This window comes from Ensifer sp. YR511 (assembly GCF_900103045.1).
In the GTDB taxonomy this organism is placed as follows: domain Bacteria; phylum Pseudomonadota; class Alphaproteobacteria; order Rhizobiales; family Rhizobiaceae; genus Ensifer; species Ensifer adhaerens.
This window is the reverse complement of the sequence record NZ_FNGR01000007.1, coordinates 171282-195303: the sequence shown is the minus strand read 5'-3', so window position 1 is coordinate 195303 and position 24022 is coordinate 171282. Positions and strand designations below refer to the sequence as shown.

The 24022-nt window shown below is 63.7% G+C and carries 28 protein-coding genes; 12 read left to right on the top strand and 16 right to left on the bottom strand.

Going from position 1 to position 24022, the window contains the following annotated elements:
• Positions 1-17: 17 nt before the first annotated feature.
• The 7 genes from BLU15_RS15505 to BLU15_RS15475 all read right to left on the bottom strand — a co-directional run bounded on the left by BLU15_RS15505 (position 18) and on the right by BLU15_RS15475 (position 4788).
• On the bottom strand, positions 18-791 hold the full coding sequence (locus tag BLU15_RS15505) for a BUD32 family EKC/KEOPS complex subunit (protein WP_049810925.1): 774 nt from the start codon (positions 789-791) through the stop codon (positions 18-20).
• 145 nt (positions 792-936) lie between these two features.
• Entirely contained in the window at positions 937-1341 is a 405-nt protein-coding gene (gene rplT, locus BLU15_RS15500; RefSeq protein ID WP_029742440.1) for a 50S ribosomal protein L20, read from the bottom strand.
• 39 nt (positions 1342-1380) lie between these two features.
• Positions 1381-1584: a 50S ribosomal protein L35 gene (rpmI, locus tag BLU15_RS15495; protein WP_025425550.1), complete on the bottom strand. Its 204-nt coding sequence runs from the start codon at positions 1582-1584 to the stop codon at positions 1381-1383.
• Positions 1585-1806: 222 nt separating this feature from the next.
• Entirely contained in the window at positions 1807-3174 is a 1368-nt protein-coding gene (locus BLU15_RS15490; RefSeq protein ID WP_060580596.1) for a sensor histidine kinase, read from the bottom strand.
• Positions 3171-3836, bottom strand: a complete 666-nt coding sequence (locus tag BLU15_RS15485) for a response regulator transcription factor (RefSeq protein ID WP_029742438.1) — start codon at positions 3834-3836, stop codon at positions 3171-3173. The genes BLU15_RS15490 and BLU15_RS15485 overlap by 4 nt, the downstream gene beginning before the upstream one ends.
• Positions 3837-3845: 9 nt before the next feature.
• Entirely contained in the window at positions 3846-4319 is a 474-nt protein-coding gene (locus BLU15_RS15480; protein ID WP_060580595.1) for a PepSY domain-containing protein, read from the bottom strand.
• Positions 4320-4599: 280 nt separating this feature from the next.
• On the bottom strand, positions 4600-4788 hold the full coding sequence (locus BLU15_RS15475) for a hypothetical protein (RefSeq protein WP_029742436.1): 189 nt from the start codon (positions 4786-4788) through the stop codon (positions 4600-4602).
• Positions 4789-4803: 15 nt separating this feature from the next.
• Between BLU15_RS15475 and BLU15_RS15470 the strand changes: the two genes are divergently transcribed.
• Positions 4804-5124: a hypothetical protein gene (locus BLU15_RS15470; RefSeq protein ID WP_090296272.1), complete on the top strand. Its 321-nt coding sequence runs from the start codon at positions 4804-4806 to the stop codon at positions 5122-5124.
• Between the two features lie 174 nt (positions 5125-5298).
• Here the strand turns inward: BLU15_RS15470 and infC are convergent, their stop codons facing one another.
• Entirely contained in the window at positions 5299-5835 is a 537-nt protein-coding gene (gene infC, locus BLU15_RS15465) for a translation initiation factor IF-3 (RefSeq protein ID WP_034804663.1), read from the bottom strand.
• A 220-nt stretch (positions 5836-6055) separates the two neighbouring features.
• Between infC and BLU15_RS15460 the strand changes: the two genes are divergently transcribed.
• Positions 6056-6859: an alpha/beta hydrolase gene (locus BLU15_RS15460; protein ID WP_090296269.1), complete on the top strand. Its 804-nt coding sequence runs from the start codon at positions 6056-6058 to the stop codon at positions 6857-6859.
• Between the two features lie 289 nt (positions 6860-7148).
• Positions 7149-7769 (top strand): transglutaminase-like cysteine peptidase, encoded by a 621-nt coding sequence (locus BLU15_RS15455; protein WP_029742432.1) that lies wholly within the window; start codon positions 7149-7151, stop codon positions 7767-7769.
• A gap of 73 nt (positions 7770-7842) precedes the next feature.
• Here the strand turns inward: BLU15_RS15455 and mbfA are convergent, their stop codons facing one another.
• A complete protein-coding gene (mbfA, locus tag BLU15_RS15450; protein WP_029742431.1) occupies positions 7843-8826 on the bottom strand; it encodes an iron exporter MbfA in 984 nt (327 codons plus the stop codon).
• Positions 8827-8991: 165 nt separating this feature from the next.
• On the opposite strand from mbfA, the gene BLU15_RS15445 reads away from it, so the two are divergent.
• The gene (locus BLU15_RS15445; protein WP_060519573.1) at positions 8992-9822 is read left to right on the top strand and encodes a C40 family peptidase; all 831 of its coding nucleotides are present in this window, start codon (positions 8992-8994) and stop codon (positions 9820-9822) included.
• On the opposite strand, the gene BLU15_RS15440 is transcribed toward BLU15_RS15445, so the two are convergent.
• Entirely contained in the window at positions 9812-11053 is a 1242-nt protein-coding gene (locus BLU15_RS15440) for an SAM-dependent methyltransferase (RefSeq protein WP_029742429.1), read from the bottom strand. The genes BLU15_RS15445 and BLU15_RS15440 overlap by 11 nt on opposite strands.
• Before the next feature lie 160 nt (positions 11054-11213).
• Positions 11214-11783 carry an elongation factor P gene (efp, locus tag BLU15_RS15435; protein WP_029742428.1) on the bottom strand — a complete coding sequence of 190 codons (570 nt, stop codon included), beginning with the start codon at positions 11781-11783 and terminating at the stop codon, positions 11214-11216.
• A gap of 160 nt (positions 11784-11943) precedes the next feature.
• Between efp and epmA the strand changes: the two genes are divergently transcribed.
• The 6 genes from epmA (at position 11944) to BLU15_RS15405 (ending at position 17960) form a co-directional block, all read left to right on the top strand.
• Entirely contained in the window at positions 11944-12996 is a 1053-nt protein-coding gene (gene epmA, locus BLU15_RS15430; RefSeq protein WP_090296268.1) for an EF-P lysine aminoacylase EpmA, read from the top strand.
• Complete coding sequence (locus BLU15_RS15425; RefSeq protein WP_090296265.1) at positions 12993-14045, top strand: lysine-2,3-aminomutase-like protein; 1053 nt, start codon at positions 12993-12995, stop codon at positions 14043-14045. The genes epmA and BLU15_RS15425 overlap by 4 nt, the downstream gene beginning before the upstream one ends.
• Positions 14046-14214: 169 nt before the next feature.
• The gene (locus BLU15_RS15420) at positions 14215-14646 is read left to right on the top strand and encodes a carboxymuconolactone decarboxylase family protein (RefSeq protein WP_034804671.1); all 432 of its coding nucleotides are present in this window, start codon (positions 14215-14217) and stop codon (positions 14644-14646) included.
• A gap of 1 nt (position 14647) precedes the next feature.
• Complete coding sequence (gene sigJ / locus BLU15_RS15415; protein ID WP_090296262.1) at positions 14648-15541, top strand: RNA polymerase sigma factor SigJ; 894 nt, start codon at positions 14648-14650, stop codon at positions 15539-15541.
• A 90-nt stretch (positions 15542-15631) separates the two neighbouring features.
• Positions 15632-17059 (top strand): MFS transporter, encoded by a 1428-nt coding sequence (locus tag BLU15_RS15410; protein WP_090296260.1) that lies wholly within the window; start codon positions 15632-15634, stop codon positions 17057-17059.
• An 85-nt stretch (positions 17060-17144) separates the two neighbouring features.
• Complete coding sequence (locus tag BLU15_RS15405) at positions 17145-17960, top strand: class I SAM-dependent methyltransferase (RefSeq protein ID WP_089043119.1); 816 nt, start codon at positions 17145-17147, stop codon at positions 17958-17960.
• A 72-nt stretch (positions 17961-18032) separates the two neighbouring features.
• Here BLU15_RS15405 and BLU15_RS15400 read toward each other — a convergent pair whose 3' ends face one another.
• Positions 18033-18695 carry a YiaD family glycine zipper/OmpA-like lipoprotein gene (locus BLU15_RS15400; RefSeq protein ID WP_029742421.1) on the bottom strand — a complete coding sequence of 221 codons (663 nt, stop codon included), beginning with the start codon at positions 18693-18695 and terminating at the stop codon, positions 18033-18035.
• A 203-nt stretch (positions 18696-18898) separates the two neighbouring features.
• On the opposite strand from BLU15_RS15400, the gene BLU15_RS15395 reads away from it, so the two are divergent.
• The gene (locus tag BLU15_RS15395; protein WP_060608499.1) at positions 18899-19537 is read left to right on the top strand and encodes an exopolysaccharide biosynthesis protein; all 639 of its coding nucleotides are present in this window, start codon (positions 18899-18901) and stop codon (positions 19535-19537) included.
• Between the two features lie 112 nt (positions 19538-19649).
• On the opposite strand, the gene BLU15_RS15390 is transcribed toward BLU15_RS15395, so the two are convergent.
• The 4 genes from BLU15_RS15390 to BLU15_RS15375 form a co-directional block, all read right to left on the bottom strand.
• Positions 19650-19997 carry a hypothetical protein gene (locus BLU15_RS15390; RefSeq protein WP_029742419.1) on the bottom strand — a complete coding sequence of 116 codons (348 nt, stop codon included), beginning with the start codon at positions 19995-19997 and terminating at the stop codon, positions 19650-19652.
• A 99-nt stretch (positions 19998-20096) separates the two neighbouring features.
• Entirely contained in the window at positions 20097-21122 is a 1026-nt protein-coding gene (locus BLU15_RS15385; RefSeq protein WP_090296256.1) for a histone deacetylase family protein, read from the bottom strand.
• Positions 21123-21385: 263 nt separating this feature from the next.
• Positions 21386-21913, bottom strand: a complete 528-nt coding sequence (locus BLU15_RS15380) for a GNAT family N-acetyltransferase (RefSeq protein ID WP_090296253.1) — start codon at positions 21911-21913, stop codon at positions 21386-21388.
• Between the two features lie 2 nt (positions 21914-21915).
• The gene (locus BLU15_RS15375; protein WP_162731789.1) at positions 21916-22494 is read right to left on the bottom strand and encodes a helix-turn-helix domain-containing protein; all 579 of its coding nucleotides are present in this window, start codon (positions 22492-22494) and stop codon (positions 21916-21918) included.
• Positions 22495-22712: 218 nt separating this feature from the next.
• Here BLU15_RS15375 and BLU15_RS15370 point away from each other — a divergent pair, with 218 nt between their 5' ends.
• Entirely contained in the window at positions 22713-23954 is a 1242-nt protein-coding gene (locus BLU15_RS15370; RefSeq protein ID WP_029742415.1) for an MFS transporter, read from the top strand.
• Positions 23955-24022 lie beyond the last annotated feature (68 nt).

The window sequence follows — 24022 nt, the reverse complement described above, 5'->3', positions numbered from 1 at the left end:
TATATCGGTTCTTGTCTTCAGGAATGTGATCGCGTTGCACCCGCCAGATAGTCCGTCGCAGCGATGAAACGGATGATATCGTTGCCCTTGCGGAAGCGCAGGACGAAGCGCGCCAGCGGCAGGAAGCGGATGAAGAGCGGCATGATTTCGGTGAGCGCCCGGCTGGCTTCCGCCGGCGCTGCGCGCCTCCAGGCGGCAAAGGCCGCGGCCGGGGTTTCCGGCTGCACGGCCCGGCTCGCCACCTGCAGGAACAGGAGCCAAAGGTCGCGCGCCTGGGCGGTCGCCAGCGGCATGACGCTCGCAGGCACCTCCTCGAAATCGAGGAAGCCGAATTCGCCGTTGTCGATGATGAAATCGCGCGGATGCGGACGTCCGTGGCAGAGACCTGCGCGGTGCAGGCGCCCGAGTTCCGCAGCGCAGCGCACCAGCAGCTGATCGTGCGCGGCGGCGTCGCTGTTGCGCAGCGGCCCCATATGCTTGCTGACCGGCAGACCAAGATGGGAGAGAACCAGCACCTTGGGCCCACGGTAGACGACCTCGGGCGTCATGAAACCGGCCGCGGAGAAGGTCGCGATCTGGCGAACTTCGCGCTCGATCATGCCCTCGACGTCGAGAAGCGGGGACGGCAACAGCACCGGAAGGCCACAGACCCGCGCGACGAAGGCTTGCGTGCGCAGCCAAAGACGAGGGCCCTGACGACGATAGCGCTTGATCCAGACCATACGATCCTTGAGCTCGCAGCGCTCAACGCGCTCCCGGCCGGCTGCAAGCGCTGCCAGCAGAGACGTCATATCGTCGTCATCAAGCTCCGGGACCGCGCATGGTCCCCTTCGATCGTGGTACACTTTCGTCCCGTAAAACAAGAAAAACCCGCGCCAGCCCTGCCAGCGCGGGTTTCCCAACTAATTTCAAAAACGATTTTGGGAAAACGCTGGCTTAACGAACAGCGCTTTCAAACTCGTTTGCCGTGCCGGCTTCCTTGAGATAGGCGAGCGCCTTCTTGGAAGCTTCGACGAGGGCGCCGAATGCTGCCGGCTCATGGATAGCCATGTCGGACAGAACCTTGCGGTCAACTTCGATGCCAGCCTTGTTCAGGCCGTCGATGAAGCGGCCGTAGGTCAGGCCGAATTCGCGGACGGCAGCGTTGATACGCTGGATCCAGAGAGCGCGGAAGTTGCGCTTGTTGACCTTGCGGTCGCGGTAAGCGAACTGCTTCGAACGGTCAACCGCTGCCTTGGCGGCGCGGATGGTGTTCTTGCGACGGCCATAGAAGCCCTTGGCTGCCTTGAGCGTCTTCTTGTGCTTGGCGTGAGCGGTTACGCCGCGTTTTACACGTGCCATGTCATGATCTCCTTAACGTGTCCAATATGCCTGAAAGTCTTAGAGACCGTTGGGCAGGTAGTTCTTGATGACCTTCTTGCCATCAGGCTCCGCGAGAACCATGGTTCCACGTGCGTCGCGGATGAACTTGTTGGAACGCTTGATCATGCCGTGGCGCTTGCCAGCAGCTGCTGCACGAACCTTGCCGGTCGCGGTGATCTTGAACCGCTTCTTGGCAGACGATTTCGTCTTCATCTTGGGCATTTTGCTACTCCATTGTTCTTAAGAATCGAAACGGACAGACGAGGTCCATTTCCAGCGTTAAGAACGGCCACGGCATGCCCTGCCGGACCGTTCGGACGGGGGCTTATAACCGCACATCCCGAAAAGCGCAACTGGGGAATCGAAAGAGCGGGCTGCAAGCGGCGATCCAGTGCCTTCGCCGCCTGCGCATGCCGCCTTTTTTTTGCGACGACGCATTGCGCCTCAGGTCGGATCGCGCGGACGCCGGCTGCCGCCGCCGACGTCGAAGATCAGCGCGACCTCGAGACCGCCCAGGGCCGACTGCCCGAGCGACATGGTCGCGCCATAGGCCTCCGCTATATCGGCGCTGATCGCCAGCCCCAGGCCATTGCCGGAGGCGTGGCCCGGCGCTGCATTGGCACTATGCCCCCCGCGGCGCATCGCCTGCTCGCGGTCGCCCTCGGCAACCCCCGGCCCATCGTCACCGACCGTGATCCGCACGCGCCCGTCGACCACCTCGGCCGATAGCCGGATCCGCGCCCGCGCCCATTTGGCGGCATTGTCGAGCAGATTGCCGAGACATTCGGCAAGGTCGGCCGGGTCGACGTCGAGTGAAATCGACGGATCGATGTCGACCTCCCAGACGACGTCGCGCTCCGCGGTCACGGGACGCAGGACGCTGACCAGCTTGTTGCCGAGATCGGCGAGTAAGGTCGTTGCCATGCGCTCGACGCCCATGCGGGCCGCCTGAAGCTGGCGGTCGGCGCGCTGGCGTACGAGGTCGACCTGTTCGAGCGCGATGTCGCGCTGGTGTTTCGGCAGGCCTTCGGCGAGTTGCGCCAGCACCGTCAGCGGCGTCTTCAGCCCGTGGGCGAGGTCGCTGGCGCGCGCCCGGGCCTGCGCCAGCGCCGTCGCGCGCTCCGCAAGCAGAAGATTGATTTCGCTGACGAGCGGCTGCACCTCACTTGGCCCGGCCAGGCCAAAATCCTTCTCCTCGCCGGACCGGACGCGGGCGGCTCGCTCCCGCAGCCGCACCAGTGGCAGAAGGCCGAGGGCACCCTGCAGGAATGCGGCGCCGGCAAGCACGACGGCCGTCGCCAGCAGCATCAGCCGGATACGGCCGTGAAAGGCGGAAAGAGCGTCATCGAGTTCGCTGCGCGCAAAGCCGGCAGTAACCGCGAACTGCCTGGCATCCGCGCCTTCGCCAAGCGTCAGGGCCTGGCGGTAGACAAGGATCGGCGCGCCATCCGGCCCCTCCGCTTCGAGGAAGCCCAGGTGGTGCGGCGCCGACGGGCGATCGGCATCGATTACCGTGTCCCACAGGGAGCGCGAACGCAGAGGAGTGCCGCCGTCGCGGTCGAGCTGCCAGTAGCGGCCGCCGGCCGGCAGGCTCAGGCGCGGATCGGCCGGCGCGCGCGGCAGCACCAATTCACCGTTGCGCACCCGCACCTGGGCGGCAACCGTATCGACGAGCGTTGCCATTTCGGCGCGGTAGCGCCCGGCAACGTAGTCGGTAAAAAGCCGACTCAAGGAGAGCCAGACCACCAGCAGAACCAGGCAGATGGCGACCGATGCGCCGATTGCCAGCCTCAGCCGCAACGAGCGGATCATGCGCCACCGTCCGGCAGGACATAGCCAAATCCGCGCCGCGTTTCGATCGCACCGCTCTCCGTCTTTTTGCGCAGACGGGCAATCATCGCTTCCACCGCATTCTTGGCGGCATCGTCGTCGCGGCCCTGAACGTGGCTTGCCAGCTCGAGCGGCGTGACAACCTGCCCCTTGCGCTCCACGAACAGTGCAAGCATGCGGTATTCGAGCGGGCTGAGGTCGAGCGGCAGCCCGTCGAAGGTCACCCGGCGCCCCGCCTCGTCGAGGGTGAAGCGTCCGGCAGCACGCACCGACCCAACACGCGGACCGGCGCGCCGCAGAAGGGCGCGCAGCCGCGCCAGAAGCTCCTCGGCCCGAAAGGGTTTCGGCAGATAGTCGTCCGCCCCGGCATCGAAACCGTCGACGCGCTCCATCCAGGAGCCGCGCGCCGTCAGAACCAGAACCGGCGTCTCCAGCCCCGCCTGCCGCCAACGCTTCAGGATCGACAGCCCGTCCATGCCCGGCAGGCCGAGATCGAGGATGACCAGGGCGTAGTTACCGCTCTCCCCTTGCTCCCAGACATCCGGGCCATGGGTGAGCGTATCGACGCCGTAGCCTTCCGCCTCCAGCCGGCTTGCCACATGGGCCGCGATGTTGGGATCGTCCTCCGCCAGAAGAATCCGCATGTCGTTCCTCTAGAACCCGAAAATGTTCACGAACTTGCCGGTTCGAGCATTGATGCGCAGGTTGCGGATCGTGCCCTGCTCGTCGCGGGTGCGGAGCCGGTAAATCTCGCTGCCACCCGATCGCTTGAGATCGACCGCAATGACCTGGCCGTATCTGTCTTCGTCGACCAGCCGGAGAACCTCCTTCAGCGGCAGGATGTCGCCCTTTTCGACGCCGTCGCGCGCCCGCTCCTGATCGCTTCGACGGATACCGCCGGCACCATCCGGCCCTAGGTCTTCGTCGTCATCATCATCATCATCGTCTTCGTCTTCGTCATCATCGTCGTCATCGTCGTTGCCGTGCCCGCCGCCGCCATGCGAGCCACCGTCATCATCGTCGTCGTCATCCTTGGCGAGAGCCGCCATGCCGCCGGGCTGCGGCGCGAGCGAAAGCAGGAGCGAGCAGCAGAAGAGCGCGATCAGGTCTCGTCGTGTCATCGCCATGGCTTCATCCTGTCGCAACTGCTCCTCAGCGTCGGGTCCTTCCAAATGCGCTTGCGCAAGCATCCGCCAGGTGCTTCGTCTGCGGCGACGCCGCGGGCATCGTTCGGGGCGAGCCTATGCCAGCCTTGGCGAGAACGCCAGCGACGCGCATGCCCCCGGCGCCGTTTCGGGCACAGGGGGCATGCGCTTGCCGGGTCGGGCCGCCGGGCGGGCTGGTGACGGCCGACCATCGCTCCGGCGCATGGTGTGGGGCGAATGCGCCGGGCAAATTGTGACCTGATCAGAATGCCGGCCGGATGGAGACGCTGCCGACCGGTCCCGGATTGCGGCGGATATCGCTGTCGTGCGGCTCGACCGTCACGACGCGAACGCCATGTTCGTATTCCACCTCGACCTCGAGCACACGGCCGAGATTGTCGACGGCAACCAGCGAACCATTGCGCAGGCCCCGGAGATTTTCGTCGGTCACCCGCAGTTCAATCTCATGATCATCTCGGGCATCATCGAAGTCGTCGTCGATGTCGTCGAAGCGGTCATCATCATCATCATCGTCGTCGCGATGACCGGGGCCACGATCATCGTCATCGTCTCGATCGTTGTGACGACCGTCGTCCCGATCGTCGTCGCGGTCGTCATTGCCGCCACCACGACCGCCGTTATCGTCGCCGTCATCGTCATCGTCGGCGAGCGCCGTGGTCGAGAAGGGATTCGACGCTCCGGTGGCAACGAGGGAAGCGCCAATCGGCGCCGAAACGAGGCCGCAGACGGCGACCGTAGAAACGAGCAAGGCCTTGCGCAGTACTGAAGTCATGATCTCGGCTCCTTCTCCCGATGCGATGCGGAGAGAATGGCACGGGACGCCTGACAGCTCGCTGAGGGCGATTGTCAGCATTCTGTCAGCAAAGCCCGAAGGATCCCGCAAACGAAAAAAGCCGCCCGGAGGCGGCTTTCGTCATCTCGACGGATGGGCGGCACGCGCTTAGCGCGGCGCGAGAACCATCATCATCTGGCGGCCTTCGAGCTTCGGCTCGGCTTCCACCTTGGCAATCGCCTGGGTGTCGTCCTTGACCTGCAGCAGAAGCTTCATGCCGAGTTCCTGGTGGGCCATTTCGCGACCGCGGAACTTCAGCGTGACCTTGACCTTGTCGCCGTCCTCGAAGAACCGGTTCATCGCCCGCATCTTCACGTCATAATCGTGCGTGTCGATGTTGGGACGCATCTTGATTTCTTTGATTTCGACGATCTTCTGCTTCTTGCGCGCTTCGGCCGCCTTCTTCTGGTTGGCGAACTTCAGCTTGCCAAGATCGAGGATCTTGCACACCGGCGGTTCGGAGTTCGGCGCGATTTCCACCAGATCAAGACCGGCTTCCTCCGCCATACGGAGCGCCTGGTCGATCGGGACGGCGCCGATGTTCTGGCCTTCGGCGTCGATAAGCTGAACCCGGGGCACCCGGATTTCCTTGTTTGAGCGCGGCCCCTCCTTGACGGGGGCGTCCGCTTTGAACGGTCTGCGAATGGTCGTACTCTCCTCGAGCTATTTCGAAAAATGTTGTTTAATTCGTTCGCCGGCGCGATCCCAAACGAAGCGCCTGAATCTGTCACCGACGGCAATGTGTGAATTGCGACGGGAGAGTCAATAGCACGGCTTGCAAGGAAAATCACCACCTGTCGATAGCAAGACGAATCTGTTTTAGAAAGAAAATCGCCAGCGAAACGGGCCCTTGGAGAGAATTTGCATGCAGGATACGCCAGCCGAGACGGAAATCAGCTTCATCGAGGTCGGCGCAGCGGAGGCCGCGCGCAAGATCGCGATGCGCGTGCGGCACGCCGACAAACCGGCGGATGCGCAGCCGACGCTGGTCTGGCTCGGCGGCTACCGCTCGGACATGACCGGCACCAAGGCGGTCGAAGTCGAGCGCTATGCCATGGAACGGGGGGCTAGCTGCGTGCGCTTCGATTATTCCGGCCATGGCTCCTCCGGCGGCGCCTTCACCGACGGCACGATCTCGCGCTGGTTGGAAGAAAGCCTCGCCGTCATCGATCAGGCGGCACCGGGGCGCGTGGTGCTGATCGGTTCGTCGATGGGCGGCTGGATTGCCTTGCGGGTCATCCAGGAGCTCAGGCGCCGGGGCGACGGAAACCGGCTCGCCGGTCTCGTCCTGATCGCGCCGGCACCCGACTTTACCGCCGAACTGATCGAGCCCAACCTGACGGATGCCGAGCGGGCCTCGCTTTTAGAAAGCGGCTATTTCGAGGAGCCTTCCGAATACAGCCCCGAGCCGAACATCTTTACCCGCGCGCTCATCGAGGACGGCCGGGCCAACCGGGTGCTCGACAGCACGATCTCCACCGGCTGCCCGGTGCACATCCTGCAGGGCATGCGCGACCCCGATGTCCCCTACTCCCACGCCCTGCGGCTGATGGAGCACCTACCCGCCGACGACGTCGTCATGACGCTCATTCGCGACGGCGACCATCGCCTCTCGCGTGAAGAAGACATTGCTAAAATGAAACAGGCGATCGGCACGATGCTCGCCTGAGCCCATGCCGCAATAGCCCTTCCTTTTCGACCGAACCTCAAGGACAAAACCCGTCCCGTGCCGCAGATCCCCTGCGGCGCAACGGTTCGCGTGCACCCCGCTCCGGTTTTAACCATAAAGTCCGATGCCCCGATTCCGGAGATTGACTCCGCAGCCCCGACGTTATTAACTCTTTATTAACGATTAGAGCAGCGCCGGGGACGAACCTAAACAAGCTGCCTTCAACTCAGGATTGCGCGAATGCGTCCGGACAAAGAGCGTCCGGCATACCGCGCCGCAGGGGACTTGTATGGCGTCTTGGACTGGGGTTAAGGGAAGTATCGCGGCGTTCTGCGCACTTTTCATTTCAGCAAACACGGCAATCCCCGCACAGGCGGGATCGCCTCCCTGGATGCAGACCGGCTCCGCGACCTCGCAGCCGATCGGCCACTACGAATTCTGCCAGAAGTACAAGAGCGAGTGCAACGTACGCTCCAAGGGAACCGTCGCTGCGCGTGTGACCGAACGAGGCTGGGCAACGATCCGGCAGGTGAACGCAGCGGTCAACCGCGAGATCACGCCGATGACCGACCTGGAACTGCACGGCCGGGACGAAGTCTGGTCCTATCCGGACGGCGCCGGCGACTGCGAAGACTTCGTGCTCGAAAAGCGCAAGCGCCTGATGAGCAGGGGCTTCTCGGCAAGCGACCTGTTGATCACCGTGGTGCGCAAGCCTGACGGCGAAGGCCATGCGGTTCTGACCGTTCGCACCTCGCAGGGCGACTTCATCCTCGATAACCTCGAAAACGGCGTCAAGCTCTGGACCAACACGCCCTACCGCTACCTGAAGCGCCAGGCGTCGAACCACAGCGGCCGCTGGGTCACCATCCAGAACGGCGCGGAAGTCCTCGTTGGCTCGGTCGGCAACTGACCTCAAGACAACACGAAGAGTTTCAAAAAAGGGCCGGTCGAACCGGCCCTTTTTCGTATCTCCCGCTCGCCCGTCAGGCGTTGCCGATCAGGATGCCGGCCGCGAGCACCAGACCGCCGCCGAGCACCACCTGGAATGCGGCCCTGAGGAACGGCGTTTCCATGTAGCGGTTCTGGATGAAGGCGATCGCCCAAAGCTCGACGAAGACGATTACCGCTGCAGTCGCGGTCGCCGTCCAGAAATGCGGGATCAGATAGGGCAGCGCATGGCCGAGACCGCCGAGCGCGGTCATGATGCCGGAGGCAAGGCCGCGCTTGATCGGTGAGCCGCGACCGGAAAGCTTGCCGTCATCATGGGCGGCTTCGGTGAAGCCCATGGAGATGCCGGCGCCGACGGAGGCCGAGAGACCGACAAGGAAGGTCTGCCAGGTATCCTGGGTGGCAAACGCAGCGGCGAAGATCGGGGCCAGCGTCGAGACCGAGCCGTCCATCAGGCCGGCGAGACCGGGCTGAACGTAAGTGAGGATGAACTGGCGGCGCGCGGTCTGGTCCTCCTCGGCGCGCACGTCCTCAGGCGTATGCTCTTCGCCAAGCCGACGGGCGAGCGATTCATGCGACTTTTCGGCGATCGCGAGATCGCCGAGCAGTTTGCGGGTGGCGGCATCCTGGGTTCTGGTGGCGGCCTCGACATAGAAGCGGTGCGCCGCCTCCTCCATCGCTTCGGCCTCCTCGCGTGCCTTTTCGATCGGCATTTCGGCAATCAGCCAGTCAGGCTTGCGCTCGGGGAAGTCGCGCACATGTTCGCGCCGGATCAGCGGGATGCGGTTGCCGAAGCGCTGGACGTGCAGATCGATCAACCATTGCCTGTGGTGGCTTTCCTCCTCCGCCATCTCCTCGAACACTTTTGCCGAGTGGGGGTACTGCGCCCGAAGCGCATCCGCATATGCGAGATAGATGCGCCCGTCGTCCTCCTCGGAGGAGATGGCGAGCGCCAGGATTTCCTGTTCGCTGAGAGACAAAAACGGGCGTTTGGAACGGGAGAAGAGACGGGAAAACATTGGGAGGAAACCTTCTTTAGAATAATTCTAAAATAGAAATGCAGGATCGCACCGTCAAGCCCAAAGCTATGCAATCATGTAACAATCGCTCGACAGAGTGTCGCGGCTCGGCCACCATGCCCGCCAGTTTCGAATCCCTATCCCCTCCCCGGAGCGATCGCCTCGATGAGGACCATCTATCCACTTTCCGAAAGCAAGGACACGCTGCTCGATCGTGTCGGCGCCAGGCTCGCCGCCCGCCTGCAGGCGCAGACGTCGGGCTACGAGCCCTACACGCCATCCGATCAGGAAACGCTGGCGCGCACGCTGCGCCCGGGCGACATTCTCCTGATCGAAGGCAACCAGAAGGTTTCGGCAGCGATCAAGTATCTGACGCAATCGACCTGGTCGCATGCCGCCTTCTTTGCCGGTGACCAGATGCCGCTGACGCTCGATCAGGCGACACTACCCGTCATCGAGCGGCCGCAACTGATCGAGGTAAACATCGGCGAGGGCTGCGTTGCCGTGCCGTTGAAGAAATACGCCTCGTTCAACACCCGCATCTGCCGGCCTATCGCGCTGACGCCGGATGATCGCACAGCACTCGTCGGCTTCATGATCTCGAGGCTCGGGATGAAATACGACCTGAAGAACATTTTGGACATGCTGCGCTATTTCATGCCGACGCCGCCGGTTCCGGTGCGCTGGCGGCGGCGCCTGCTTGCCTTCGGTTCCGGCGACCCGACGCGCGCGATCTGCTCGACGCTGATTGCGGCCGCCTTCGAGCAGATCCGCTATCCGATCCTGCCCGAGGTTACCCGCGCGCCCGGACGGGCGTCCGCGACCTCGACCTATTCACGCGAGGAGATCCTGCATATCCGCCATCATTCGCTCTACACGCCCAGGGATTTCGACCTCTCGCCGTTCTTCGCGATCGTCAAGCCGACGCTGGAGTTCGGCTTCGACTACAAGCGATTACGCTGGCAAGGTGACGGAGAACACCCGTTCAAAGGTTGAGAGCGAGCGCCTGTTCGCGGGCCATGTAATCGCGCTGGCGGTCGGTGATGTAATCGCGAACGATCGGCGCCGCATCACGCGAGCGCGACAGCTGCATGTGGAAGACAAGCTGGCTGCCGGTGCGGAACATCATCTCGGCACTGATCAGATAGAACTCCCACATGCGGGCAAAGCGCTCGTCGTACAGGGCGATCACCTTGTCGCGGTTCGCGTCGAAGCGCGCGCCCCAATGGGCGAGCGTCGTCGCGTAGTGCACCCGCAGGAATTCGAGATCGCTGACCCAGAGGCTGTTGCGCTCGACGACCTCGAAGACCTCCGACAGTGCCGGCGAATAGGCGCCCGGGAAGATGTACTTGCGAAGCCACGAGCTCGCCATGCCGGGCGGGCTCATGTGGCCGATCGAATGCAGCACCGCCAGGCCGTCGTCCGGCATCAGCGCGTTCAGCTTCTTGAAGAACTCGTCATAGTGATGGACGCCGACATGTTCGAACATCCCGACCGAGACGATGCGGTCGAACGGCCCCTGCACATCGCGATAGTCCTTGAGCTCGAAGCGCACCCGGTCCGACAGGCCCGCCTTGCGCGCCCGTTCGGTGGCAAGCGCCTGCTGCTCCTTGGAAAGCGTGACGCCGAGCACCTGAACATCCGCCAGCTGCGCCAAGTACATCGCGAGATCGCCCCAGCCGCAGCCAATATCCAGCACCTTCATGCCGGGCTCCAGGCAAAGCTTGGAGGCAAGCAACCTCAGCTTGTTGCGCTGCGCCGTCTCGAGCGTCTCGTTGGGCTCGCGGAAGTAGGCGCAGGAGTAGAGCATGTTCTCGTCGAGGAACAGCTTGTAGAACTCGTTGCCGAGATCGTAGTGATGCGCGACGTTCTGCTGGGCCTTGCCCTTGGGGTTGGCCTGCTGACGCTTGCGGAAGCGCATTTTTACCGCGCGCAGCAACTTCTGGATCGGGTAGGAGCCGAGCGACAGGCGGTTGATCGAAAACAGCGTCAGGAAATCGCGGAGGGTGGAGCCCTCCTCGAAGCGCATGGTGCCGTCCATATAGGCTTCGCCGGCGGCCAGTTCGGCATTGAAGACGAGGCTGCGATAAAGCTTCTTGTCGGTGAGACGCATCGTCACTTCCGGTCCTGGCGTCCCGGAATAAACGTGCCTCTTGCCATCGGCATCGATCACCGTCAGGCGACCCTTGCGAATGAACGACTTCATCATATGCGACAATGGGAACATGCAGGCCCTCTCGTGACACGTCGTATCGGCGCCGCATCCTAGCACCCGTTTTTCGAAATGCGCCCCTTAAATTTCTGGTTGCTCATGCGGCCTGCCCGAAACGAAAACGGGGACGGCAACCTTCGCTGCCGTCCCCGTCCAAATTGACCTGGTCGATGCCTCAGTCCTTGGCGCGCTCGACGTAGGAGCCGTCTTCCGTCGCGATGATGACGCGGGTGCCGGCCTGGATATGCGGCGGAACCAGCGTGCGGACGCCGTTCGACAGAATGGCCGGCTTGTAGGACGACGAAGCCGTCTGGCCCTTGACGACCGGCTCGGTCTCGGTGATTTCGAGCGTCACGTGGCGCGGCAGGTCGATGGCGATCGCCAGGCCTTCGTGGATCGAAAGAATGACGGCCATGCCTTCCTGCAGGTAGGCCTTGAGATCGCCGATGTCCTCGGTGGTCATGACCAGCTGGTCATAGCTTTCCGGGTTCATGAAGTGGAAGCCTTCGGCATCTTCATAGAGGAAGGTGTGCTCGCGGTCTTCGACGAAGGCGCGCTCGACCTGTTCGGTCGTGCGGTAGCGTTCGGAGACCTTCACGCCGTCGGAAATGCGGCGCATGTCGACCTGGGTGACCGGCGTGCCCTTGCCCGGGTGGAAGTTCTGGGCGGTAAGCACGACATAGAGCTTGCCGTCGACGTCGAGAACGTTGCCCTTACGGACAGATGAAGCGATGACCTTGACCATTAGTCTTCCTTGTAACAGAGGTATGCGCGACACCGCGGGCCGGAAACACGGGCCCTGAAGGACGCGGAAAGAAGGATTTCGCGCCGCCACTACCCTAATTTCGCGCAAATAGCCAGCCTGAGCCGGTATCTGCACGAAGAAAGCCTGGACTGAACCGATCATGTCGCATGCCTCACCCTGGTGGACACCCGATGTCCATGCCGACCGGCGCCCGTTTCTTCTCGGCCGCAACCGGATCCAATCGGTATTGCGCCGGTTCTTCGAGACACGCGACTTCATCGAGGTCGACACCGCGACCCTGCAGGTCTCGCCCGGCAACGAGGCGCACCTGCATGCCTTCGCGACCGAGGCGCTCAACCACGACGGAACCGGCCATCCGCTCTATCTGCACACCTCGCCGGAATTTGCCTGCAAGAAGCTGCTGGCCGCCGGCGAAGAGCGCATCGCCTGCTTTGCCCATGTCTACCGCAATCGCGAGCGCGGGCCGCTTCATCACCCCGAGTTCACCATGCTCGAATGGTACCGCGCCGGCGAAAGCTACGAGGCGCTGATGCGCGACTGCGCCGAGATCCTGGCGCTTGCAGCGGAAACCACCGGCACCAAGCAGTTTATTTTCCAGGGGCAGGCCTGCGATCCCTTCGCCGCTCCGGAGCGCCTCAGCGTGGCGGACGCCTTCGAGCGCTTTGCCGGCATCGACCTGCTGGCATCGATCGCCGCCAACGGCGAAACCGACCGCGACCATCTGGCTGCCACGATGGCCGCAGCCGGCCTTCGGGTCGCCCATGACGACACCTGGGCCGATCTTTTCAGCCGGGTGCTCGTCGAAAAGGTCGAGCCGCACCTCGGCTTCGGCCGCGCGACGATCCTCGACGAATATCCGACGGCCGAGGCGGCACTGGCGCGTCCTGCCGCACGCGACCCTCGCGTTGCCGAACGCTTCGAGCTCTATGCCTGCGGCGTTGAGCTTGCCAATGCCTTCGGCGAGCTGACGGATGCGCCGGAACAACGGCGTCGCTTCGAGATGGAGATGGCGGAGAAGGCCCGCGTCTACGGCGAGACCTATCCACTCGACGAGGATTTTCTTGCAGCGCTCGCGATCATGCCCGAGGCAAGCGGCATCGCGCTCGGCTTCGACCGGCTGGTGATGCTCGCAACCGGAGCCTCACGCATCGACCAGGTGCTCTGGGCGCCGGTGGCGGAGACACGGGCATGAACGTCCACCGCCCGATCAAGACCGCACGCGAGCTGGTCGAAACTGGCCTCATCGACAGCGCCAAGGAGGCGGCGGTTGCCGCCGTTGCCGAGCGTTATGCCGTTGCGATCAGCCCCGCCATCGCCGGTCTCATCGATCCCAACGACCCCAATGACCCGATTGCACGGCAGTTCGTGCCGGATGCCGCCGAGTTGACCCTGCTGCCCGAAGAGCGCGAGGACCCGATCGGCGACAAGCCGCACAGTCCCGTGACCGGCATCGTCCACCGTTATCCCGACCGAGTGCTCCTGAAGGCCGTGCATGTCTGCCCGGTCTATTGCCGCTTCTGCTTCCGCCGCGAAATGGTCGGACCCCAGGGGCTCGGCACGCTGACACCAGCCGAACTCGATGCGGCGATCGCCTACATCGCCGAACACAAGGAAATCTGGGAGGTGATCCTCACCGGCGGCGATCCGCTGGTACTGTCCCCGCGGCGGCTCGCCGAACTCATGGAACGGCTGAAGCCGATCCCCCATGTGAAGATCGTCCGCCTCCACACCCGCGTGCCCGTGGTCGAGCCGGCACGCATCGACGCCGACCTGATCGCGGCACTCAAAGCCAGCGGCAAGGCGACCTATGTGGCGCTGCATGCCAACCACCCGCGCGAGCTGACGGACGAGGCACGTGCCGCCTCTGCCCGCCTGATCGATGCCGGCATCGTCATGATCAGCCAATCGGTGCTCTTGAGGGGCGTCAACGACGATGCCGAGGTGCTTGCCAGCCTGATGCGCGCCTTCGTCGAAACGCGGATCAAGCCCTACTACCTGCACCACCCGGATCTCGCCCCCGGCACCAGCCATTTTCGCCTGACGATCGAGGAAGGCCAGGCGCTGGTTGCCGCCCTGCGCGGCCGCGTCTCCGGCCTCTGCCAGCCGACCTATATCCTCGACATTCCTGGCGGGCACGGCAAGGCGGTGATCAGCGCTGCCTCGATCGCGGACGAGGGCGGCGGCTGCTACACCGTCACGGATTTTCGCGGCAGCGAGCACAGCTATCCACCGAAAGCCTGATGCACGGCGAGAAATCGCGACTCTCCAAATTATTGAAACTTCTTCAAAATAATCAGCTCATGCATTTTTCTTCGCGTCCTGCGAGAAAAATCATCGAGCCCGCGTCACAGCTGTCCGGCGTCGATCGTCAATTGGTCATAAGCAACACGACAACGATGGAGTTGAGACCATGACCGATACCAAGGCCGTCCGCTACGAACAGGAAATCTCCGACGTGCTCGGCGCGCTCGCCGACGTGCACAAGACCATGGACCTGCACGGGCTCGACCGCACGATCCACAATCTCGTGCAGCTGCGCGCCTCGCAGATCAACCGCTGCGGCTTCTGCGTGAAGATGCACACCAAGGAATCCCGCACCGAGGGCGAGAGCAACGAGCGGCTCGACCGCATCATCGTCTGGGACCAGGTCAATGATTTCACGCCGCGCGAGAAGGCAGCGCTTGCCTGGACCGAAGCTCTGACCGAACTCGAGCCGCGCACCGACTTTGCGCCGCTTCGCGCCGAGCTGCGCCAGCATTTCAGCGAAAAGGAGATCAGCGTCATCACCGCGACGGTGGCGATGATCAACCTTTGGAACCGCATCCAGATCTCGAGGCACTGACATGAACGACCGGCAGCACATGCAGATCTTCGAGGAGGCGCGCCCGCGCCTTCTCGGCCTTGCCTACCGCATCCTCGGCTCGCGTGCCGATGCGGAAGATGCGGTGCAGGATACGTTCCTGAAATGGCAGGAGGTCGACCGGACAACGATCGAAACGCCGGCGGCGTGGCTGACGACCGCCTGCACGCGGCGCTGCCTCGACCTCCTGAAGGCGGCGCACCGCAAGCGCATCGATTATGTCGGCGCATGGCTACCGGAGCCGATCCATACGGCGAGCGATGACAATGCCGAGGAGAAGCTTGCGCTGACATCCTCACTGACGACGGCCTTCCTGCTGATGCTCGAACGGCTCACACCGAAGGAGCGCGCCGCCTATCTGCTGCACGAGATCTTCGGCCAGCCCTATGAGGAAGTGGCCGAAACGCTCGACATGCAGGAAACCGCCGCCCGCAAGCTGGTGTCGCGCGCCAAGACCAATATCGGGCTCGAAAAAGCCCGGCACCAGACGCCGCGTGAGCGACAGGACGAACTGCTTTCGGCCTTCCACCAGGCAATCCACGGCGGCAATGTCGCTAGCCTCTCGGCCCTGCTTTCGGCCGATGTGAAGCTGACAGCCGACGGCGGCGGCAAGGTGGCGACCGTGCTCGGAGTGCTCTCGGGCAAGGAGACGGTGCTCGCCTTTATCATCGATCGGCTTACCGAATACTGGTCGCATTACGTCTGGGAAATCGGCGACATCAACGGCGGCCGCGGCATCCTGCTTCGAGACGAAGCGAAAAACGAGATCGCGGCAACCGTCGCCTTCGGCTATGACGGCGACGGAAACGTCAACGACATCTTCATCATGCGCAACCCGGACAAGCTCACGCATTTCGGCGAGGCTGCGCTCCACTGATAATGGCGGCATCGCCCTTGCAAACGTGATCCTCCCCACCGGCCGGGCCGGCCGCACGTTTTCGGCAATACCGCTGCATGAGGTACTGACATGCTCGAAAAAACATCCGCAGCCCACCAGGAAACCGGCTGGCGCGCGCTTTTGACCGGCGGAAACGCCGTGCATTCGCTGGTGCTCAGCGGCGGCGTCGCGCTGCACGCGCTCAACATCTACGTCGTAACGACGATCATGCCTTCGATCGTGCGCGAGATCGGCGGGCTCGAATATTACGCCTGGAGCACGACCGTCTTCGTCGCCGCCTCGATCCTCGGCGCGGCCCTGTCGGCCCGGCTGCTTGGTGCCGTCGGCGCCGGCGGCGCTTATGCGATCGGTGCGCTGGTCTTCGGGCTGGGCACACTCCTCTGCGCTGCGGCCCCCTCGATGGCGATGCTGCTCGCCGGCCGCGCGATCCAGGGTTTTGGCGGCGGGCTGCTCTATGCGCTTGCCTATGGCGTGATCCGTGAGGTCTTCCGGCCAGAGCTCTGGACCCGCGCCATCGGCCTGATTTCGGCCACCTGGGGTACGGCGACGCTGGTCGGCCCGGCGATCGGCGGTATGTTCGCGGAGTTTTCCACCTGGCGCGTCGCCTTCTGGTCGCTCTTGCCGCTGACGGCGCTGCTGGCGACCCTCGCCTTCTCGACCTTGCCGCGCAAGGCTGCCGGCGAAGGCGCACGCACGCCGCTTCCCTTGGTGCAACTGGCGCTGCTCGTCGCCATCGTGCTTGCGCTTTCCATCGCCAGCACGCTGACCACGGCGGTGGAGCAGGTAGGCTGCGTCGGCGCGGCGATCCTCATGTTCCTGGCACTGCTCGTCGTCGAGAAACGGGCGACAGGCAAGCTGCTCCCCTCCGGCAGTTTCACCCCGACCTCCCCGCTGGCAGCCCTTTATGCTACGATCACCCTGCTGATGGTCGGCCTGCAGCCGGAAATCTATGTGCCGTACCTCCTGCAGGAGCTGCACGGATTGTCGCCGCTGGTAGCCGGCTACATTGCGGCGCTGATGTCGATCGGCTGGACCGCCGGGTCGATGACAAGCGCCCACTGGCATGGGGAAAGGGCAAAGCAGACGATCTTTGCCGGCCCGGCCTTCGGCTTTGTCGGCCTGGCACTGATTGCGCTGTTCATGCCGATGGCAGGATCGGAATTCATGGTGATCGCCGCGCCGCTCAGCGTCGGCATCATGGCGGTCGGCTTCGGCATGGGCTTTGCCTGGCCGCACATCGTGACGGCCGTCTATGAATTTGCGCCGGAAGGCGAAGCGGAGAAGGCGTCGAGCTCGATTACCACGGTCCAGCTCTTCGCCGCAGCACTCGGCGCGGCGCTGGCCGGGCTTACCGCCAATCTCGCCGGCATCGAAACGCCGTCGACGGAAGGCGTGGCGATGGCGACACGCTGGCTCTTCTGGCTGTTTGCGCTGATGCCGGCGCTGGCCGTTCTGACAGCCGGACGTGTCTGGCGGGCGCGCCGAACGGCGAAATAGGCGCCTTTGCGGACCTTCCCCGGGGTGGAGGGCCTGCAAAATGCAAGCTGTGCGGCGGGGTGCATCACGCCCTTGGGAGGAGAGGATGGAAGCCGAGGAGATCGGCCTTCACGGCGTACGGGAGACCTTGCTGGTCACGCTCCAGGCCAAAGCCGCAGAGAGCGCGTTCCCGGATTCCCTGCTCAACGATCACTTTGCCGCCGATCTCATGCGGCGGCTCGCCGGCAGGCCGAAACCGCCCGATGCCGGCCACGACATGACCATCGGCATTGCCGTGCGCGCCCATATGCTCGACCGCTGGGCGCGCGCCTTTATCGGGCGCCACCCGGACGCAATCGTGCTCAACCTCGGCTGCGGTCTCGACACACGTATATTGCGGCTCGATCCGCCCGCGTCCATCGGCTGGTTCGATGTCGACTTTCCCGATGTGATCGCCTTGCGGCGACAGCTTTTCCCGGCGCGCGTCGGCTGCACGACGATCGCCTCCTCGATAACGGAGCGTGAGTGGATCGACCTCGTTCCGGCGGACCGCCCGGCGATCGTCGTCGCCGAGGGCGTGTTTCCCTATCTCTCAGAACACGAGGTCCGCGACGTCTTGCGACGGCTGACCTCCTGTCTTGCCGGCGGGGAAATCGTCTTCGACGCCTACAGCCATCTCGGTATCGAGCTTTTGCGGCTGAGCCCATCGCTGCGGGCAACGGGGGCGGAGCTTCGCTGGGGGCTGGAAAACGCGCAAACGCTGGAACGCGACGTGCCCGGGCTGACGTTGCTCGACGAGATCAGCGAGTATGATTCAGGCCAGGTCGCACGCCTGTCGCCGATGGCGCGGATAGCGGCGCATGTCGTCAGCGCCCTGCCGATGCTGCGCCGGATGGGCCGCCTGTTGCGCTACCGTTTCTAGCCCGGCAAGGCATGAAAAGGGCCGCGCCTTGCGGCGCAGCCCCTTCGATTGCAAGCGGTCGCTTTCGGCCGATCAGGCCTTGATCGGCGCGATCGAGATTTCGACGCGGCGGTTCTGCGCGCGGCCGGCTTCGCTTCCGTTGGAGGCGATCGGACGCTCCTTGCCGTAGCCCATGGCCGACATACGGCGCTGGTCGACGCCCTGGCCCGCCAGGTAGTTGGCGACCGAAGCGGCGCGGCGCTCGGAGAGGCCCTGGTTGTAGGAGGCGCTGCCGGTCGCGTCCGTGTGGCCATCGACGTCGATCATCGTCTTGTTGAACTTGCGCAGCACGATCGCCACCGAGTTCAGCGTGTCGTAGAAGGCCGGGATCACCTGGTCGCGGTCGGTCGCGAACGTGATGTTGGACGGCATGTTGAGGATGATGCGGTCGCCGGCGCGCGTGACCGATACGCCGGTGCCCTGCAGCTGGGCGCGCAGTTCGGCTTCCTGGTTGTCCATGTAGTTGCCGATCAGGCCGCCGCCGAGACCGCCGATTGCGGCGCCGACGAGTGCGGAGTCACGCCGTCCTGCGGCACTGCCGCCAACCAGCAGACCGGTCGCCGCGCCGAGGCCTGCGCCGATCAGCGCGCCACCGGCCGTGTTCGACATCTTCTGCTCGCCCGTATAGGGATCGGTGGTGGTGCATCCCGAAAGATAGATGGCCGCGACAGCCAGAATGGCGCATTTCTTGATCATGGAATCAGTTGTCCCCATTGGTGCTCGAAGTTGCTTCATACTAGCGATTGCGGCAGGAAGATGAAGAGGCGTCCCATTCACGCCAAGGTTTACCGGCAAATCCAGCTTCGCCAGCGGCTGGCGTGGCCATCAGGGCACACAATAACCGATCCTTCACACGCTCTTGATAGGACGGGCACCAAAGAAAAGAGAGGCAAGCTCCAATGGCAATCGAGTTCGGCGACACGCAACGCAGTCTCAGCGACACGCTCAACGGCATGATTGCCTCGATCCGCGGCGAGACGATCACGCTACGCGAGCTGATGACGGAAATCGGCGAACAGGGCTTCCTGCTGCTGTGCGCCCTGCTGACACTGCCGTTTCTGCTGCCGGTATCGATCCCGGGCGTCAGCACCGTCTTCGGCGCAGCGATCATCCTGATTTCCGTATCGGTCACGCTCAATCGCCTGCCGTGGATGCCGCAGCGCATTCTCGATCGCCGGATCGAAACCGAGAAGCTGGTGCCGACGCTGCAGAAAGGCGCGGATCTCGTTTCCAAGCTGGATCGTTACGTCCGTCCGCGTCTCGGCTTCCTGACGAAGGGCGCGCTGATGAACCGCTTCAACGGCCTGATGATCATGGCCGGCGGCATTCTCCTGATGTTCCCGCTCGGCCTGATCCCGCTGTCGAACACGCTGCCGGGGATCGCGATCCTCTTACTCTCGCTCGGTATCATCCAGCGCGACGGACTGATGGTGGCCGGGGGCTATCTCTTCCTGATCGCGACCACGGTCTACTTCACCGTGCTTGCCTATATGGCCTTTGCCGCCGGTCAGGGCCTGTCGTCGTTCTTCGTCTCCTGACACCTCATCAGGCGTGTGGATCGGCCCGGCCAACTGCCGGGCCTTTTCGTTCTGACCATCTGTGGCACGCAATTCCGGACCGAAACCGCTGTACACGTTTCCTGGAATTGCTCTAGGCAGCCAGACCGCCGAAAGCCCGGTAGCTGGCAAAGTCGGTGCGGATGCCGAGCATCTTCATCAGCGCCTCGCGATCGAGGCCGAGCTGGCGGTCGAACTCGACAAGCGCGGCTGCGACCTTCGGCGCGACGTCAGCATTGGCGAATTCGATCATGGTGATGAAGTCAAACTGGCCAGGACCGGCGTGCTGCTCCAGGAACAGGTCCTTCACATATCCATCCTGCTTGCGGATGACGGCCAGCGTCTTGTCGACCAGCTCGACGAACTGCGGCCGCGCTTCCGCCGGCACGGTGTATTTGTTGATGCGGTAAAGCGGCGCCACGCTATTTGATTGACTGCTCATAGCTCTTTTCCTCTCATCTCTTTTTGAACGAGAGCAGTCGTACGACCTCAAGTATAGTTGAGGTCAATAGTGGCAAAACGCTTTTCCGATGACGGAATCCTAGCCGGAAATACCTCTCAGCACGTTGGCGACGTTGAGGCCGATTTCCGGCACGCCGTAGCCCCCCTCCATGCAGACGACGACCGGCAGGCCGGTGCGCCGCAACGCCTCGCCCATGCGCAGATAGTCTTCGGACTTCAGCTCGAAGAACGAGATCGGGTCGCGCTCGAAGGTATCGACGCCGAGCGAGACGACCAGGGCTTCGGCACCGAAGGCCTCGATGCGCGAGAGCGCGTCGGCCATGGCGCCCGACCAGGCATCAAACAGGGTGCCCCGCGGCAGCGGATAGTTTTTCGTCGTGCCGAGCCCGGCACCGGCACCCTCCTCGTCGGCAAAGCCGAGGAAATGCGGGAAGGCCTCGACCGGGTCGCCATGCAGCGAGGCGAAGTAAACGTCGCCGCGTTCGTAGAAAATATCCTGAGTGCCGTTGCCATGGTGGAAATCGACATCGAGCACGGCGACCTTCTGGGCACCATAGTCCCTTAGGCGCTGGGCGGCGCACGCAGCATTGTTGATGAAGGAATAGCCGCCATAGAGATCGATCGCCGCATGATGGCCGGGCGGGCGGCAGAGCGCGAAGGCGGCACGGCTCCCGGCGTGGATGTGGTCGGCCGCCGAGATGGCGCAATCCATCGCCGCGCGGGCGGCGGCGTAGGTACCCTCAGTGATCGCCGTTTCCGCCGCGAAGGAATAGTAACCGAGCGCGCCGTCGATATCCCTCGGCGGATGCTGGCGCATGCGCCGCGCCGGGAAGCAGGCCGGGATCGCCTCCCCCCTGTAGCCATCGGCGACCCAGCGCGACCAGGCGGTTTCGAGGAAGTCGAGGTAATCGGGCGCGTGCAGCTTGAGAGCGACATCGAGACCGTGACGCTCGGGTGCTACGACATCAAGGAAACCCGCTTCCTTCACCGCCGCCAGGATCCATTCGGCGCGGAACGGCGCCTCGAAAGGCGGCACGAGTTCGCCGCCGAAAAGTTCGGTCTTGGCGTCGCGGAGCTTGTGGTCTTCGGAGTAGTAGATGCGCATGGGGGTATCCTGAAGGGGCAACAGATGGGTGCCGGTACCCTACCCGCGGTTTCAGGCTTGGCAAGTTGCCCCTCATCCGGCCTGCCGGCCACCTTCTCCCCGCAAGCGGGGCGACGGAGACGCGCGGCACCCGCTCGCCTCGACAACAGCACCTCTGAAGGGCCAAAGCTCCGCTCGGCAGCGTCGCTAAGGGCACGCCCCTCTCCGCGCCTGCGGGGAGAGGGTTAGGGTGAGGGGCGATTGCGCCGATCGAAGACCATTCGCTAGGCCGCAATCCGCTTGTAGAAGAATGTCGTGGCGCAGAGGCCGCCTTCCGGCCACATCGCATAGTCGGGGATGACGCCGACGCGCTCCCAGCCCAGGCGCGGATAGATCGCCTCGGCCTCGCTGCCGGTCGCGGTGTCGAGCACCAGCAGCGTCTTGCCGCGGGCTGCCGCCTCGCGCTCGACCGCGTCCATCAGCCGGCGTGCCAGCCCTTTGCCGCGGGCGTCGCGATGCACCAGCAGCTTCTTCAGATCGCCGCGGTGCGGCTGGTTCGGCATCTGCGCGACACCGACCTGCACGGTGCCGAGGATGCGGCCTGCAACCTCGGCCACCATCAGCAACGTCTCGCCGCCCGCAACCGCCTCGGCGACGCCGCGCCAGTAGGCAAGCGCGCTCTCGGGCGGATAGGGCTGCATGAAGCCGACCGAGGCGCCACCCTCGACGCAATCGGACAGCACCTCGGCGAGCGCAGGGACGGCGGCCAGCGCTTCATTCGCAGACAGCAGGCGGATCTGAATATCGGACATGGTCAAACCTTGGTGCGGCAGAGGATGACGGCGTAGTGAGCCGGCTCATCGTGGGGGTTGTAAAAGATGTGTCCCGCCTCCAGCCCCATGAACAGGCAATCGCCTGGCTCGAGCGAATGGAAGCCGGATTCGGTCGTCATTTCGAGCCGCCCGGAAAAGAGCCAGAGGTGCTGTGTAATGCCGCGATCGGAGGGTTGCCTCTCGAAGACGACACGGGCACCGGGCGGAAACTCGACCTCGACGATATCGATCGGCGAGCCAAGACCATCCGGCGAGACGGAGCGGCGCAGATAGCCGGATTCCGGATCGCGCCAGAGCCGCTGGTCGGCGCGCCTGGCAAGCGGTGACGCCTCCTCGGCATCAAAGGCAAAGAGTGCTGAAAGCGTGGTTGAGAGCGCGCTGCAGAGCTTGGCAAGAAGCTGGGCGGTCGGGCTCGCCTCGCCGCGCTCGATGCGCGAAATCATCGCCCGGCTGACACCGGAACTTGCAGCAAGCTCGTCGAGCGTCAGGTTCTGTTGCGTCCGCAGCGTGCGAATGCGCTCGCCGATGGCATGTTCGAGGGGATCGGTGACGTTTTCCATTATTTGAGATTGCATTTCTCATATAGTGGAGTCAAGACTGCGAAAGACCGAAAATACAGGCATGCGATGCCGCTTTGGCGACAGCGCAACAAGGGTATTTCGGCTAAGGTGGCAGCTTCGGACACAGAAACGAGAAAAGCTTTCACTTCAATACTTTAGACAGCCCTCATCCATCACGCCAGCGCACCCGCACGGGCGGCCTCATCGACAGGTTGGACATGACAAAGCAGCCCTCCTCGCTGACCTCGATCGCCAGTATCGTCGCCTCGATGACGGCGGTGGCGATCGGCAACGGCATGATGCTCGCCTATGTGCCCTTCGCGCTGACGCGCTCGGACGCGCCGGACTGGGTGCCAGGGGCTGCGGTCACGATGATCGCCTTCGGCGGGCTGATCGGCTGCGTCATCGCCGGACCGATGATCCGTCGTGTCGGCCATGCGCGCGCCTTCTCCTGCTCGATGGCGCTCGTCATCCTCTCGGCGCTGACGATCGCGCTCGGCATGCATCCGCTCTTGTGGGTACTGGCCCGCGGGCTTTATGGCGCATCCGGCAACACCAATTTCATCATCGCCCAAAGCTGGCTCAACCATGCGAGCGAAAACCACTGGCGCGGCAAGGCGATGGCGCTGTTCTACATGGCCTATGTCATCGGGCTCGGCACCGGCGCCTGGCTGTTCGGACAGATCCCGGCCGACGGCAACCTGCCGCCGCTCGTCACCATCTTCTTCACAGCGCTCGCGCTCTTGCCGATCGGGCTGACGCGGCTGCCGACGCCACCGCCGCCGGCCAAAGTGAGCATCGACATCCCGATGGTCTGGCGCAATTCCCCCGTCGCCTTCATCGGCGTGCTTGCCGCCGGCGGCCTTTCGATGGTGGTGCAGGGCTTCACGCCGATCTATGCGGCCGCCAACAATGTCAGTCAAAGCGACGTCGCCAATCTGATGTTCGTCATGCAATTCGGCCTCATCGCCATCCAGTATCCGATGGGAACATTGTCGGACCGGATCGACCGGCGCCTGGTGTTGATCGGCACGTGCCTGTTGATCCTTGCTGCCGGCTTCTTCGCGCTTTCGGCGTCGTTCAGCAATCTGCTCCTTCTGATGCTGGTCTTCGCGCTCTTTGCAGGTGCTGTCGAGACCGTCTATTCGATCGCCAATGCGCATGCCAACGACCGCACGGATCCCGCCGATTTCGTACCGCTTGCCAGCACCATGCTGGTCGCCTGGTCGATTGCTGCGACCGTCGTGCCGATGCTGGTGACGCTGCTGACACCGGTGTTCGGGCAGCGCACGTTCATCTATGCGGCGATGGCCGTTGCCGCGCTTTATGCCTTCTTCGTGCTGCTCAGGTTGCGCAAACGTGATGAGGTGCCGGCGGCCGAGCGCGAGAGCTTCGAGATCAGGAGCGCGCAGGTGCCCAATGCCGGCGCGCTCGTCGATGCGGAAGCGGGGGCCGAATAGGCCGATTTATAGTGAACGAAGCCTTCATTTCCCGCTTTGCGGCGGTTGAAGGCACTGCTATATGCGGC

What these genes read in the sequence shown, in the direction of transcription:
- sigJ (WP_090296262.1), top strand. Translation starts at nt 14,648, where the DNA reads ATGAACGACCGGCAGCACATGCAGATCTTCGAGGAGGCGCGCCCGCGC.
- rpmI (WP_025425550.1), bottom strand. Translation starts at nt 1,584, where the DNA reads ATGCCCAAGATGAAGACGAAATCGTCTGCCAAGAAGCGGTTCAAGATC.
- BLU15_RS15425 (WP_090296265.1), top strand. Translation starts at nt 12,993, where the DNA reads ATGAACGTCCACCGCCCGATCAAGACCGCACGCGAGCTGGTCGAAACT.
- BLU15_RS15420 (WP_034804671.1), top strand. Translation starts at nt 14,215, where the DNA reads ATGACCGATACCAAGGCCGTCCGCTACGAACAGGAAATCTCCGACGTG.
- BLU15_RS15455 (WP_029742432.1), top strand. Translation starts at nt 7,149, where the DNA reads ATGGCGTCTTGGACTGGGGTTAAGGGAAGTATCGCGGCGTTCTGCGCA.
- BLU15_RS15380 (WP_090296253.1), bottom strand. Translation starts at nt 21,913, where the DNA reads ATGTCCGATATTCAGATCCGCCTGCTGTCTGCGAATGAAGCGCTGGCC.
- BLU15_RS15400 (WP_029742421.1), bottom strand. Translation starts at nt 18,695, where the DNA reads ATGATCAAGAAATGCGCCATTCTGGCTGTCGCGGCCATCTATCTTTCG.
- epmA (WP_090296268.1), top strand. Translation starts at nt 11,944, where the DNA reads ATGTCGCATGCCTCACCCTGGTGGACACCCGATGTCCATGCCGACCGG.
- BLU15_RS15385 (WP_090296256.1), bottom strand. Translation starts at nt 21,122, where the DNA reads ATGCGCATCTACTACTCCGAAGACCACAAGCTCCGCGACGCCAAGACC.
- BLU15_RS15485 (WP_029742438.1), bottom strand. Translation starts at nt 3,836, where the DNA reads ATGCGGATTCTTCTGGCGGAGGACGATCCCAACATCGCGGCCCATGTG.
- BLU15_RS15440 (WP_029742429.1), bottom strand. Translation starts at nt 11,053, where the DNA reads ATGTTCCCATTGTCGCATATGATGAAGTCGTTCATTCGCAAGGGTCGC.
- BLU15_RS15370 (WP_029742415.1), top strand. Translation starts at nt 22,713, where the DNA reads ATGACAAAGCAGCCCTCCTCGCTGACCTCGATCGCCAGTATCGTCGCC.
- efp (WP_029742428.1), bottom strand. Translation starts at nt 11,783, where the DNA reads ATGGTCAAGGTCATCGCTTCATCTGTCCGTAAGGGCAACGTTCTCGAC.
- BLU15_RS15480 (WP_060580595.1), bottom strand. Translation starts at nt 4,319, where the DNA reads ATGGCGATGACACGACGAGACCTGATCGCGCTCTTCTGCTGCTCGCTC.
- BLU15_RS15445 (WP_060519573.1), top strand. Translation starts at nt 8,992, where the DNA reads ATGAGGACCATCTATCCACTTTCCGAAAGCAAGGACACGCTGCTCGAT.
- BLU15_RS15375 (WP_162731789.1), bottom strand. Translation starts at nt 22,494, where the DNA reads ATGGAAAACGTCACCGATCCCCTCGAACATGCCATCGGCGAGCGCATT.
- mbfA (WP_029742431.1), bottom strand. Translation starts at nt 8,826, where the DNA reads ATGTTTTCCCGTCTCTTCTCCCGTTCCAAACGCCCGTTTTTGTCTCTC.
- BLU15_RS15470 (WP_090296272.1), top strand. Translation starts at nt 4,804, where the DNA reads ATGATCATCTCGGGCATCATCGAAGTCGTCGTCGATGTCGTCGAAGCG.
- BLU15_RS15490 (WP_060580596.1), bottom strand. Translation starts at nt 3,174, where the DNA reads ATGATCCGCTCGTTGCGGCTGAGGCTGGCAATCGGCGCATCGGTCGCC.
- BLU15_RS15505 (WP_049810925.1), bottom strand. Translation starts at nt 791, where the DNA reads ATGACGTCTCTGCTGGCAGCGCTTGCAGCCGGCCGGGAGCGCGTTGAG.
- BLU15_RS15410 (WP_090296260.1), top strand. Translation starts at nt 15,632, where the DNA reads ATGCTCGAAAAAACATCCGCAGCCCACCAGGAAACCGGCTGGCGCGCG.
- BLU15_RS15460 (WP_090296269.1), top strand. Translation starts at nt 6,056, where the DNA reads ATGCAGGATACGCCAGCCGAGACGGAAATCAGCTTCATCGAGGTCGGC.
- rplT (WP_029742440.1), bottom strand. Translation starts at nt 1,341, where the DNA reads ATGGCACGTGTAAAACGCGGCGTAACCGCTCACGCCAAGCACAAGAAG.
- BLU15_RS15395 (WP_060608499.1), top strand. Translation starts at nt 18,899, where the DNA reads ATGGCAATCGAGTTCGGCGACACGCAACGCAGTCTCAGCGACACGCTC.
- BLU15_RS15405 (WP_089043119.1), top strand. Translation starts at nt 17,145, where the DNA reads ATGGAAGCCGAGGAGATCGGCCTTCACGGCGTACGGGAGACCTTGCTG.
- BLU15_RS15390 (WP_029742419.1), bottom strand. Translation starts at nt 19,997, where the DNA reads ATGAGCAGTCAATCAAATAGCGTGGCGCCGCTTTACCGCATCAACAAA.